Source organism: Hafnia sp., assembly GCF_036648275.1.
Taxonomy (GTDB): Bacteria; Pseudomonadota; Gammaproteobacteria; order Enterobacterales; family Enterobacteriaceae; genus Hafnia; species Hafnia alvei.
This window is the reverse complement of sequence record NZ_JAVXIQ010000006.1, coordinates 44,887-58,176: the sequence shown is the minus strand read 5'-3', so window position 1 is coordinate 58,176 and position 13,290 is coordinate 44,887. Positions and strand designations below refer to the sequence as shown.

At 50.9% G+C, this 13,290-nt stretch carries 10 protein-coding genes; 1 reads left to right on the top strand and 9 read right to left on the bottom strand.

Annotation, left to right across the window (positions count from 1 at the left end):
- The first annotated feature begins 286 nt into the window (after positions 1–286).
- Complete coding sequence (gene hycA / locus RSC70_RS07710; RefSeq protein ID WP_040046728.1) at positions 287–751, top strand: formate hydrogenlyase regulator HycA; 465 nt, start codon at positions 287–289, stop codon at positions 749–751.
- A gap of 248 nt (positions 752–999) precedes the next feature.
- On the opposite strand, the gene hypE is transcribed toward hycA, so the two are convergent.
- The 9 genes from hypE to fdhF (RSC70_RS07665) all read right to left on the bottom strand — a co-directional run bounded on the left by hypE (position 1,000) and on the right by fdhF (RSC70_RS07665) (position 13,073).
- The gene (hypE, locus tag RSC70_RS07705) at positions 1,000–2,028 is read right to left on the bottom strand and encodes a hydrogenase expression/formation protein HypE (protein WP_025801591.1); all 1,029 of its coding nucleotides are present in this window, start codon (positions 2,026–2,028) and stop codon (positions 1,000–1,002) included.
- A gap of 15 nt (positions 2,029–2,043) precedes the next feature.
- Positions 2,044–3,159, bottom strand: coding sequence for a hydrogenase formation protein HypD (gene hypD / locus RSC70_RS07700; RefSeq protein ID WP_332542152.1), 1,116 nt, complete (start codon positions 3,157–3,159; stop codon positions 2,044–2,046).
- A gap of 13 nt (positions 3,160–3,172) precedes the next feature.
- Positions 3,173–3,469, bottom strand: a complete 297-nt coding sequence (gene hybG / locus RSC70_RS07695) for a hydrogenase maturation factor HybG (protein ID WP_025801589.1) — start codon at positions 3,467–3,469, stop codon at positions 3,173–3,175.
- Entirely contained in the window at positions 3,460–4,623 is a 1,164-nt protein-coding gene (gene hypB, locus RSC70_RS07690; RefSeq protein WP_332542151.1) for a hydrogenase nickel incorporation protein HypB, read from the bottom strand. Before hypB ends, hybG begins: the two co-directional genes overlap by 10 nt.
- Before the next feature lie 17 nt (positions 4,624–4,640).
- Positions 4,641–4,982 (bottom strand): hydrogenase maturation nickel metallochaperone HypA, encoded by a 342-nt coding sequence (hypA, locus tag RSC70_RS07685; protein WP_040046731.1) that lies wholly within the window; start codon positions 4,980–4,982, stop codon positions 4,641–4,643.
- 109 nt (positions 4,983–5,091) lie between these two features.
- Positions 5,092–7,392 (bottom strand): carbamoyltransferase HypF, encoded by a 2,301-nt coding sequence (gene hypF, locus RSC70_RS07680; protein WP_332542150.1) that lies wholly within the window; start codon positions 7,390–7,392, stop codon positions 5,092–5,094.
- Positions 7,393–7,568: 176 nt separating this feature from the next.
- The gene (fdhF, locus tag RSC70_RS07675) at positions 7,569–9,797 is read right to left on the bottom strand and encodes a formate dehydrogenase subunit alpha (protein ID WP_332542149.1); all 2,229 of its coding nucleotides are present in this window, start codon (positions 9,795–9,797) and stop codon (positions 7,569–7,571) included.
- A gap of 140 nt (positions 9,798–9,937) precedes the next feature.
- The gene (gene hydN, locus RSC70_RS07670) at positions 9,938–10,483 is read right to left on the bottom strand and encodes an electron transport protein HydN (protein ID WP_234618831.1); all 546 of its coding nucleotides are present in this window, start codon (positions 10,481–10,483) and stop codon (positions 9,938–9,940) included.
- 445 nt (positions 10,484–10,928) lie between these two features.
- Positions 10,929–13,073, bottom strand: coding sequence for a formate dehydrogenase subunit alpha (gene fdhF, locus RSC70_RS07665; RefSeq protein ID WP_081250252.1), 2,145 nt, complete (start codon positions 13,071–13,073; stop codon positions 10,929–10,931).
- Between the last annotated feature and the right edge of the window lie 217 nt (positions 13,074–13,290).

Here is a 13,290-nt window from a genome sequence, read left to right as displayed (position 1 = left end):
CTCAGTTTTTTCGCCCGTGTCATAGTGTCGACACAAGTGTCGAAACGTCATCACTCGCCAGAACCATCCCGCCTGTTTATCTTGTCACTTTGAATGATTAATTCCCGTAATTATCTGAATAACATTGGTTATTTAATTATTTTATTTATTGGCACGGATTATGCTTTTGTAGTGATTGAAACGCTCAACGCTGCCGAATGTCGGCCTGATTGAGCGTCAAACAATCAGTGGGGCGATGCCCTAGGTAACACACTCCAACCCACAATGTGGAGCGAGGCAAAGAAGTATGAAGGTCAGCGAATTAACCGAAAAGTCGCTTTATATCCATGACAAAAATGAAAAATTAATGGCGCAATGGGCTCTGTATAAAAGCAGCCTGATCAAAGCCGCGACGTCTTCCAAGCTGAAGATTTTTCATGAGTTCAGCTGCGGTGATGGTGACAGCGTTAACTTCACGGTGTTTGATCACTTTATGGTTGAAGTGAAGCTGGCAGATGAGTTTTACAGCAAAAAAATCCAGTATGGCCTGCGCATGAACGATGAGCAGGGCGAAGATCATTTTGTGGAAATTAGCCATTCAACCATCGATGAGAATGGTCAGATTGATGGCAAGGTTAACAACCGTTCGATGGATGCCGTGTTGGAACACTATCTGGATAAAATCCACGATCTGTATGAAACCTTGTATCAGGCGATGAATACTAACCAACCGGTACGAGAATTACTGGTAGGAAAGTTAGGCGCTCATTGATTAATACCTCTCTCCTTTTACTGAGGAGAGAGTTACCCCACCCCACCCCAACCCTCCCCTTTGCAGGGGAGGGAGCAGTTTAGCTTTTGATATTAATTCAGCGCTCGATTGGCTGGTAGGAAGGTTAACCGCACCCCAACCCTCCCTTTTGCAGGGGAGGGAGCAGTTTAGCTTTCGATATTAATTCAGAGCTCGATCGGCTCCTCCCCCTGAGAAGGGGGAGGCTGGGAGGGGGACAATCACGAATCTCAACAAATTCTTGGCAGCGGCTCACTATGCGGTAAATCTAGCAGACGAGAGGTGCCATACATTCCGGTTAGGCGCACTTGTTTCCCTTCAGTCACCACGCCAATCGTTGCAGCGTCCACACCCAATGGATGCAGATGTAAGCTATCAAGCACCGCTTGTTCAGCTTCTGGCGCAACGGCTATCACCAGTTTTCCTTCGTTAGCAAAATTCAGCGGCTCTAACCCTAAGAGTTCACAAATACCGCGCACCGCGCTTTTTACCGGCAGTAATTGCTCGATGACGTCAATACCGCAGCCGCTCGCATTGGCGAACTCATGCATGATGGCGGTTACGCCACCGCGGGTTGCATCACGCAGTGCTCGCACGCCAGGGATATTACGCAGTGGCGCAATCAGCGGAGCCAGTACCGCGCAATCGCTGGTGAGTTCAGCTTCAAGCCCTAACTGCTCACGCAGATTTAGGATCGTGGCACCGTGATCGCCGAGCGTCCCGCTGACGATCAGTTTGTCACCAGGCTGGATCTCAGACGTTCCCCAGTGAATATCGTTCGGGATCGCGCCAATACCGGCGGTGTTGATAAAGATCTTATCCGCAGCACCGCGCTGAACAACTTTGGTATCGCCAGTCACTATCTGGATATTTGCCGCACGCGCGGTCGCCGCCATGCTACGTACGATCTTCTCCAGATCAACCAGCGGTAACCCTTCTTCAAGAATAAAGCCACAGGAGAGATATTTAGGCTGAGCGCCACTTACCGCCAGATCGTTGGCGGTACCGCATACGGCCAGCTTGCCAATATCACCACCGGGGAAAAATATCGGGTCGATTACGTAGCTATCGGTGGTGAAGGCCAAGCGATCGCCGTGCTGGTTGAAAACACTCAGCGGCAAACGCGCCTGATCTTCACGTTCATCTAAAGCGGGATTGCTAAACAGGGGCAAAAACAGCGTATCAAGCAGTTGCTGCATCGCGCGGCCACCGCTGCCATGCGCCATTGTTATCACATCATCTTTAGACCATTCACTCATTCTTCGTACCTTCTCTTATTCAAGCCCACGACGATATTGATAGAACGCCGCACAGGCTCCTTCAGAAGAAACCATCAGCGCACCAAATGCGTTTTGCGGATTACAGCCAACGCCAAACAGAGGACATTCAGCCGGTTTGCAGCGACCGGTAAGTACATCGCCGCAGCGCGCTCTTGGATCATCGGCAACTTTCTGCTCTTGCGGATGGAAGCGTAATTCAGCATCAAACTGAGCATACGCAGGGCTTAAGCCTACGCCGGAATGGGCGATTTCGCCTAAGCCGCGCCATTCGCTGCTTTCTTTGGTGACGAATACTTCATCCAATACCTTCTGCGCGATAGCGTTGCCGTGATCGGGAACGATGCGGCGATATTGATTCTCTACGCTGCAGCGTTCTTCGGCAATCTGCGCCACCAGCATATCCAGCGCCTGTAAAATATCGAGCGGCTCAAAGCCGGTGATAACCAAAGGCTTGTGGAAATCTTCGCAGATAAACTCATAGGGATGAGCGCCAATGACCATGCTGACATGGCCGGGCGCGAGAAAACCGTCGATGCGTACATCCGGCTGCTGTAATAGGCTGCGCAGCGTAGGCGTGATCGTAATGTGCTGGCAGAAAACCGAGAAGTTTTTCAACCCCAGCGCTTTCGCCTGTTGCAGCGTTACCGCCGTGCTTGGCATCGTGGTTTCAAAACCAAGGCCGAAGAACACCACTTCTTTGTCTGGATTCTGCTGCGCCAGCGCGAGGGAATCCAGCGGCGAATAAACGATGCGAACATCAGCGCCTTTGCGTTTGGCATCCAGCAGAGAACCGTGGCGCCCAGGGACGCGCATTGCATCGCCAAAGGTACAAAAAATCACGTCCGGCTGGCTGGCAATTTCGACACACTCGTCGATGCGGCCCATTGGCAGAACGCAAACGGGGCATCCGGGACCGTGAACAAACTCGATCTTCGGTGGCAGCAGCTGATCTAAGCCAAATTTGAAAATAGCGTGAGTATGTCCGCCACAAACTTCCATCAGTTGAAGGGGAAGTTTGCAGTGTGAAGGTAAGGTTCGAACCCGCTCTGTAATCCGCTGAACCAGCTTTTTAGCCAGTTCAGGATCGCGGAACTCATCAACAAACTGCATATCTCATACCACCTTACTTTTCACTGACCTGAGGAGCGGGTTCGCCGTTACGCAGGAAATAGCCCACGTCCTCTTCAACTTCTTGCATCGCCATTAACGCATCCAGCGTATCTTTGGCTTCGGCTTCATCGAGAATGCTCATGGCAAAACCAACGTGAACAAGCACCCACTGCCCAAGCATCTCTTGAGGTGAGCCTTCGCATACCAGCGCGATATTGACTTCGCGCTTCACGCCACACACGTCAACCATGGCCATTTGATGAATATCATCGCCTACGGCAACGACCTGACCTGGAATTCCTAAGCACATACGTTTGTCTCCAACCATGCAAGCCAAGCATCCATTCCTTCACCGCTGGTGGCAGAAAGTTGGATAACGGTGATCTGTGGATTAACGCGTTTCGCATTGGCAATACAGGCTTCAACGTCAAAATGCAGATACGGCAGCAGATCGATTTTATTAATAATCATCAGCGAAGAGGCGGCGAACATATGCGGATATTTCAGCGGTTTGTCTTCGCCTTCGGTAACGGAAAGCACGGCAACTTTATGACGTTCGCCAAGATCGAAGCTGGCTGGACACACCAGATTACCGACGTTTTCAATAAACAGCAGGCTGCGGTCTGGCAGATTCAGGCGATGCATCGCATCGTGCACCATTTGTGCGTCTAAGTGACAGCCTTTGCCGGTGTTTACCTGAATAGCAGGAACGCCGGTTGCGCGGATACGCTCTGCGTCATTGGTGGTTTGCTGATCGCCTTCAATCACGGCGCAGCTGTATTGATCGGCAATACGCTTGAGGGTTTCCGTCAGCAGCGTTGTTTTGCCTGAACCAGGGCTTGAGACTAAATTCAGTGCGGCAATATGCTGCTGAGTAAAATGCTCGCGGTTGTGCTCGGCCAGATGGTTATTTTTGCCGAGAACGTCCTGCTCAATTTGCAGCATACGGCGTTGGGTCATGCCGGGCGCATGGCTACCCGCCTCGCCTTTGCCGTAGTGCAGATCGTTATCTTGCTGTTCTGGCGTAAATTTTTCGTCGTGTTTATCGAGATGCTTTTCTAGGCGCTTTTCTGTGTGCTTATTTTTGTTCTTATTCTTGTGTTTATGCTTGTGGTCGTGAAGATGCAGTTCAGCATCAGAGGCAAGTACGTAGTTATAATGATGGTGATGTACGTCGCCGGTGTGATGATAATGGTGGTGCACGACTACGGTCTGAGGATGTTCATCCTGCGAGTGCTGATGCTGATGCTGATGTCCATGATGATGACCGTGTTCATGGCTTTGTTCATGCTCATGATGGTGGTGACCATGTTCATGGCTGTGATCATGACCGTGTTCATGACTGTGTTCATGTCCATGGAGGTGATCGTGATGGTGTTCGTGCTCATGATGATGGTCGTGACCGTGATGATCGTCGCCTTCAATGCGCTGTTCGCCAGCCGCGCAACCGCAAGTAGTACACATAAATTCTCTCCCGAAAACTATTCGATTTCGATTTGTTTGATTTGCATGCTGTCGCCGCTGTCCACGCGCAGATTATGGCTCTGGCAATGTGGGCATCCTGCGTCATGCGCTGATACGGTAATGGCCTGACTACAATCCCAGCACCAGGCTTGAGCTGGTTGGGTCGTGATGTGTAACTCACATCCCTCGGCCACGCTGCCACGGCAGACGATTTCAAAGCAAAAATGTACGGCGCTCTCTTCGATACATGAGAGTGCGCCAATCTCCAGCCATACACCGGTTACGCGCTTCACGTTGTTGGCTTGAGCCTGCTGTTCGATGATGTCAAATGCGCTCTGGCATAGGGTTAGTTCATGCATAGTTGTTATCTTATTTTTTATGGCGGGCATATCCTCGGTGAATACACACCGTGGCACCTTGATTACCGTCATTAGATAGCTGATTGATAGCATAGTGATGGCGCAACATTTACGCCTTTGCGATCGCCCTCGCATCCCATCGCTGAGCGGCGGCAATGACCGCCTGCCCTAATGCCAGAGCACCATCTCCAGCCGGTAATGCTTGCGGAAGTAACAGCGTGAATTCAGCCAAATTTTGCTGTAAAAGTTTGCGTAACAAGCGGTTATGTAAGACTCCGCCAGCCATCACGATCGTGCGGCAGTTTTCTGCGTTTGCATGAACCCGCACTAAATCTGAGAGCCCGTTAGCCAATGCATAATGAAATGCATAGGCGCGATCTTCCGGTGCGGCCTGCCAACAGAGCCATTGTTGCCAGAAAACGGCCATATCGAGATTGTTGTGCGCATCCAGCGGCAATGTTACCGGCGGGTGACGTTCCTGAGCCTGCTGTGCTAAGGCTTCTAATCGACAGGCGGCTTCGCCTTCAAAGCTGATCGCTTCAGGGCAAATGCCTAATGCCGCCGCCGCCGCGTCAAATAATCTTCCTGTGGATGACGCCAGTGGGCTATTGAGCCCGCGTTCAATCGCCCGTTGCAAAACTTGCCAAGGGTGAGAAAGAATAAACTTGGCTTCAGGGTAGCTTTGCCAGTTGGGAACAAAACGTAGCAACTGCGCTAGCAGGTTTCGCCACGGCTGACGAGCAGCCAAATCCCCGCCTGCCAATGCAACGGCGGGTAATCCACCCAAGCGTTGCATTTGGCGATAATCCACCCGCAAACACTCACCGCCCCACAGGGTGTTATCTGCGCCAAAGCCAATACCATCGAGCGCCAGCCCAATCAGCGGCGGCGTATCTAAAGGAATACCATGCTCAACCATGCAGGCTGTAAGATGAGCGTGATGATGTTGAATGGGTAAACATTCAACGTTCAGTTCTTGAGCCTGTTGCTGAGCAAACTGGGTGCTGGCATAGGCCGGATGCATGTCACAGGCGATCGCTTCAGAACTGAACTGATAGATTTGGTGCAGCAATTTCCATGTTTGGCCGAACTGCTGCTGCACGCGTTCGTCGCTTAAGTCACCAAGATGCTGGCTGAGCACGGCCCGATTGCCTTTTAACAGGCAAAACGTATTTTTCAGATCTCCGCCGACAGCTGCCACGGCAGGCAACGGCTGGAAACTCTCAGGTAAATCAATCGCGTCCGGTACGTAGCCTCGTGAGCGGCGTAGCATTTCGCTGCCGTGAGGTTGCCAACGAATAACGGAGTCATCAACGCGTTGGATGATATCTCGGTTATGCAGCAGCCAAATATCTGCGATATCGGCCAAATCGTGTAAAGCCTGCGAGTTACTTAATGCGGGAGGCAAGCCATTGGCGTTGCCCGATGTCATCACCAAGGGGCGACCCATTTTTTGCATCAATAAATGATGCACGGGGTTCGACGGCAGCATGACGCCAACTTCATCCAATTGCGGCGCAATGTCATCTAATACCAAGGTAGATTTTTGCAGCAACACAATGGGGGCAGCAGGGCTGCTCAGAAGCTTGAGTAAGTCGTCTGTAACGTTATCTCGGCAATAGGCGCGCACCCAGCTTTCATTGGGTAACATGACGGCTAAAGGCTTGGCTGGTCGGCGCTTACGCTGGCGCAGAAGTTGTACTGCGTGTGGGTTGGACGCATCGCAGGCCAGATGGAATCCGCCGATGCCTTTAATGGCCGCAATGCCGCCGTTAAGCAGTACGTCGATCACTTCCTTCCACGCATGGGCACCCATAAAAGGCTGCCCACCGGCGCTATTACAGCTCCACAGATGGGGGCCGCAGGCGGCACAGGCCGTCGGCTGGGCATGAAAACGCCGGTTAGCGGGGTTTCGGTATTCCTGATCGCAGGTCGGACACAGCGGAAAAATCGCCATCGCGGTGAAAGGGCGATCGTATGGCATACGCTGAATAATGGTAAACCGTGGCCCGCAGTGGGTGCAGTTAATAAACGGATAGCCAAAGCGGCGGTTGGCCGGATCGCTCATCTCGCGCAGACATTCTGGGCAGGTTGCGGCATCGGGCACAATTTGGGTATCCATTTGACCCTGACCGCTTTCAATAATGCAGAACTCATGAGGCAGCTCACCGCCGAGCCATTCTTGTTTGCTGATAGTGTCAATGCGTGCCAGCGGTGGGCATTCCTGACGTAAAAGATGGCAGAAGTGTGCGATGTCTGCGGGTAAACGTAGGGCGATTAATACGCCTTGGGCATCATTACTCACTTCGCCTTGCAGCTTAAGCCGTTGAGCCAGTTGCCAGACGAATGGACGAAAACCAACACCTTGGACTTTGCCTTTTACTCTCAGCAAGATTGCGTTTTGACTCAAGGTGGCTCCTGAAGACTACGTCATATCAAAGATGACTATTTTCCGTATTTAAACGATAAACATCTTTGATGTGGGGCAGCGTGTATGCAAAAAGGGTTAGGAAAGTGAATATTTTCTTTATCACCTCTCCCTCACCTCTCCCATAAAGAGAGAGGTGACAGTAAAAGTGCTAACGATTAGGCATGAACCATCATGCGTTCAGCGTCTTCAACATGATGACGCAGGCGCGATTTCATTTCGTTATAGGTCTGAGAGGCGTAATTCTCCGCCCAATCCTGATCGATAATAGGCTCAACGCGTACCGCACAGTATTTGGTTTCTGGCGTTTTAGAGACGGGGTCCAGATTATCCTGAGTCAGCTCGTTGCACGCACCAATCCACCACTGATACGTCATGTAAACGGCACCTTTATTGATGCGTTCGTTGTAGTTACAGCGCGAGATCACTTTGCCACGGCGGGATTCAACCCACAGGATTTGCTGATCGCAAATTCCCATACGCTGAGCGTCTTCAGGATGCATCTGTACAAAACCCGGTTCATCGGCCAATGTTTGCAGCGCGGCACAGTTACCGGTCATGGAGCGACATGAGTAATGTCCTACTTCACGCACGGTACACAACACCAGAGGGAACTCTTCGTCTGGGATCTCAGCCGGAGCACGCCACGCGGTTGCGAACAGTTGACCTTTTCCTGTTGGGGTATCGAAATGGTTGTCTTTATACAGATAAGGCGTGCCAGGGTGATCGAGCGTTGGGCATGGCCACTGTACGTGTCCCATTTCCCCAATTTTCTCGTAGGTTGCGCCGTAATACAGCGGGCACAGCTCGCGCAGTTCATCCCAGATTTCTTCGTTGCTGTTGTAATGCATCGGATAGCCCATCTCGGTGGCCAGCAGACTGATAATTTCCCAGTCACGTTTAACGTTGCCTTTCGGCTCGATGGCTTTTCCGAAACGTTGGAATCCGCGGTCGGCGCAGGAGAAGATCCCGCCGTGTTCGCCCCAGCTGGTGGCCGGTAAAATAACGTCGGCTTGCTCAGCGGTTTTGGTCATGAAGATGTCTTGCACCACCACAAACTCTAAGGCGTCAAAGCCTTTGCGCACGAGGCCTAAGTCGGCTTCGGTTTGCAGGGGATCTTCGCCCATGATGTAGTAGGCTTTGACTTTGCCTTCAAGAGCTAAGTGCGGCACTTCAGTAATGCGATAGCCGACGTTAGGGTCCATATCGTCGGCATTGATGCCCCATGCTTTGGCAAATTTGGCGCGAATTTCTGGGTTTGTCACTGACTGATAGCCTGGGAATTCGTTAGGCAATACGCCCATATCACAGGCCCCTTGTACGTTGTTTTGACCACGTACAGGGCCAACGCCCACGTCAGGACGGCCTAAATTGCCGGTCAGTAACGCTAAACCGGATAGGCCTTTCACCACGTCAACGGCTTGACCAAACTGAGTGACGCCCATCCCCCACATAATGGTGGCGGAAGGTGCCGCTGCATAGGTGCGCATGGCTTGGCGAATATCTTCAGCGGGAACGCCAACCAGTTTTTCGACGGCTTCAGGGCTGTAGTCGGCAACGATTTTGCGATACTCCTCGAAGCCTTCGGTGAAATTAGCCACGTAGCTTTTGTCGTAAAGATTTTCTTCAATCAGGACGTGGGCAAAGGCATTCACTAGCGCCATATTGGTGCCATTGTTCATTTGCAGATGCTGATCGGCAATGCGTGCCGTTTCTATTTTTCGTGGATCGCAAACGATGATTTTGGCACCTTTTTCTTTGGCCTTAATCACGCGACGCGCCACGATAGGGTGGGAATCTGCGCAGTTATAGCCAAAGACCAGCAGGCATTTGGAGTTTTCGATATCGGTGATGGAGTTGCTCATGGCACCGTTGCCCAGCGTTTGTTGCAAGCCAGCAACCGACGGGCCGTGGCAGACACGCGCACAGCAGTCAACGTTGTTATTACCGGTGACTGCGCGAGCAAACTTCTGCATCACATAGTTGGTTTCATTACCTGTTCCACGTGAGGAGCCGGTATGCATGATCGACTTCGCGCCGTATTTTTGTTTGATTTCTTTTAGGCGCTGCGCGGTATAGCTGATGGCTTCATCCCAAGAGACCACTTCAAATTTTCCGCCTTTCTCTCGGCGGATCATTGGCTCATTTAAGCGCGGCGTTAGCAGTTTTGTATCGTTGAGAAAATCCCAGCCAAAATAGCCCTTCAGACAAAGCTCACCCTGATTGGTGACGCCGTTTGCGCCTTCGGCACGGACTATTTTACCGTTTTCAACACAAAGGTTGATTTTGCATCCTGCGCCGCAGTAGGGGCAGACGGTGACGACTTTACTTTTCACAACGTCGAGATTATTGACAACGATTGAGTTATTCACTGTAGGTGAATTCATAACGAGACCTTACCCCGAACCGGGGATAATGAATGGTTGTTAATCAAGCCTTTTGGTTTTGAAGTCGCTGCAAGTAAACGGCAACTTCAATCAATAGGATTTAAAACTGCATGAGATGAAAGCGTTAAAATGTGAAACCGTTAGAACATGAAATCGATCGTGGTATCGAGCGCTGCACGACGGCGTTTTTCATTGATCATGTCTTGCATAGCATTGCGGTCGATAAGCTTTAATGCATTGGTTGGACAGGTTTCAACGCACGCAGGGCCATTAGCGCGGTTGTGGCACAGGTCGCATTTGTTGGCTTCAGCCTTAGAGGAAACCATCATGGCAGAGGCGCCGTTTTGACGAACGACCGGAGAAGTGATGACTTCCATGGTGCCGTATGGGCAAGCAACTACGCAGGTTTTGCAGCCGATACATTTTTCCTGTGACACATAGATAAAGTCTTTTTGGCGAGTAATGGCACCGTTTGGGCAAACGTTGGCACAAGGGGCATCTTCGCACTGGCGACACAGGATCGCTGTACTGACGTTTTCCCCTTTAATAACGTGAATGCGCGGGGTGAAGTTGTCTTTGGACAGGTTGTGAAGTTCGCTGTCTTCACGGTGAGCCATGACGCAGGCGACTTCACAGGTGCGGCAGCCGATACATTTTTTAGGATCTGCAATGACGAACCGGTTCATCAATTAACTCCTGATTTCTCATTATATTTAGTGAGGCAGAAAGAACCTGCCTATGCTCAGATTGCTTATCGGTACTAGTAAGCACACATCATGCCAACTGTATATCTGTGGGTGTTTTTTTGTTTTAAATTAGCGGGTTGCTTTCTAATCTTATTTTTTAAACTCAAAAAATAGCGCGTTGAATTGCCTGCTCGACAGGGGAATTCGACATAAGTGTCGAATAATTTGCGCGACACGACATCGGCAACATTATCGTTGGAATGGAGATCTCACTCGTTGATCTTGGCGGTGATAATGGACGTGTTGATTTGATAAAAAGGCGGGATTGAGACTTTAGGTTTCTGAACTCATGGACGTTAGCGTTCTTAAAATGAGAATCCAAGATGATAAAAAATCCCCGCATTGCCGAAAACAATACGGGGCATTTATATTTAACGACCTACCTCTAACCTTCCGCGGTTTCTCGCAGACGACGTTTGATATTGTCGTATTCGCGAACGACGTACTGTTCGGCTTCTTCCTGATCCTTGATCGCATCTACCGCGACGGCACAGTATTTGTACTCTGGCGTTTTGGTAATTGGACTCAGGTTTTCAGCAACCAGTTCGTTACAGGCACCGATCCACCATTGATACGTCATATAGACCGCACCTTTGTTTGGACGGTTGCTCACGTTGGCGCGGGTAATGACTTTGCCCTGACGTGAACGCACCCAAACCAGTTCCTGATCGCGAATGCCAAAGCGTGCGGCGTCTTCAGTATTGATTTGGATAAAGCCAGGTTCGTCTGCCAGTGCAGCCAGTGCCTTACAGTTACCGGTCATAGAGCGGCAGCTGTAGTGACCCACTTCACGCACGGTAGCCAATACCATTGGGAATTCGTCGCTGACTTTATCAATCGGCGGACGCCATTCACAGGTATAGAACTGGCCCTTACCGTTAGGGGTATCGAAATTACCGCCTTCATACAGGTAAGACGTTCCTGGGCTTTCGAGCGTTGGGCATGGCCATTGAATGTAGGCCAGATCGGCCATTTTTTCATAGGTCGCGCCGTAGTAGATCGGGCACAGCTCGCGAAGTTCGTCCCAGATTTCCTGCGTATTGTTGTAGTGCATTGGGTAACCCATCGCGGTGGACATCAGGCTAATGATCTCCCAGTCGCGTTTAACGTCACCCACTGGCTCTACGGCTTTGTAGAATCGCTGGAAACCGCGGTCGGCTGCGGTGTAAACACCTTCATGCTCACCCCACGACGTTGCAGGGAATACGACGTCTGCAATGGCGGCGGTTTTGGTCATAAAGATATCCTGAACGATCAGAATATCCAGCTTCTCAAAGGTACGACGGATCGTTGCCAGATCCGGCTCGGTCTGTAATGGATCTTCACCCATGACGTAGTGCGCTTTGATCAAACCATGGTCGATGTTATGCGGCACTTCGCTCAGCGCATGGCCGATATGGGCTGGCAGGGAAGGAACGCCCCACGCCTTGGCAAACTTCTCGCGAGCGGCTTCATCAGTAACATACTGATAGCCCGGATAAGTATTTGGCAGCGCACCCATATCGCAAGCGCCCTGAACGTTATTTTGACCACGAACAGGACCCACACCCACGTGTGCTTTACCTAAGTTGCCGGTCAGCAGCGCCAGGCTGGTAAGAGTACGAACGGTTTCGACACCCTGATAGAACTGGGTAACGCCCATGCCCCACAGAATGGTTGCCGTTGGTGCCTTGGCATACATACGTGCGGTTTCACGGATCATCTGCGCGCTGATACCGGTGGTTTCTTCAACCGATTCTGGCGTATATGGCAAGACCAGATCGCGGAAGGTTTCAAACTCTTCGGTATGCTGTTGGATGAATTCACGGTCGTGAAGATTTTCTTCAATGATGACGTGAGCCAGCGCATTCAGCAGTGCGATGTTAGAACCGTTTTTAAGCGGAACATGAATGTCGGCGATGCGCGCGGTTTCGATGAAACGCGGGTCGCAAACAATAATTTTAGCCCCTTTCGCTTTCGCCTTAATAATACGGCGAGCCACGATAGGGTGGGAGTCTGCGGCGTTATAACCGAAGACAAAAATGCATTGGGTATCTTCAATCTCAACGATTGAGTTACTCATGGCGCCGTTACCGACCGATCGCTGCAGACCTGCAACCGAAGGGCCGTGTCAGACGCGCGCGCAACAGTCGATATTGTTAGTACCGATGGTTGCGCGAGCAAATTTTTGCATCACATAGTTAGTTTCGTTACCAGGACCACGGGAAGAACCGGTGGTCATGATGGCATCTGGGCCGTATTTTTCTTTTACAGCCAGCAGGCGGGAGCTTGCGAATTCAATCGCTTCTTCCCATGAGACGTTTTCTAGCTTCCCACCGCGTTCACGGCGGATCATTGGTGACTTCAAGCGCGGAGTCAGGATTTTAGTATCGTGGATAAAATCCCAGCCGTAATACCCTTTCAGGCACAGCTCGCCTTGGTTCGTCACGCCATTCGCACCCTCAGCGCGAATGATTCTACCGTTATCGACCACCAGATTAATTTTGCAACCTGATGCGCAATAAGGGCAGACCGTGATGACTTTCTTCATCAACATTGCTCCTATTTTATGCGGCCGGAAGGGACACAATCCGGCTCGTATACATACCGCTCAGCAAGCCGAGCGCTATTTAATGTTTATTCATCTTATTTATATGCATGTACTGTGCCAGTTTTATACCCCTTGTGGGTGATGGCTAATGCATTGAACTATAAGGGCTCAGGGGATAGAGACGTGCTGATCGACATCATCAAAGCGGTGACGAGTT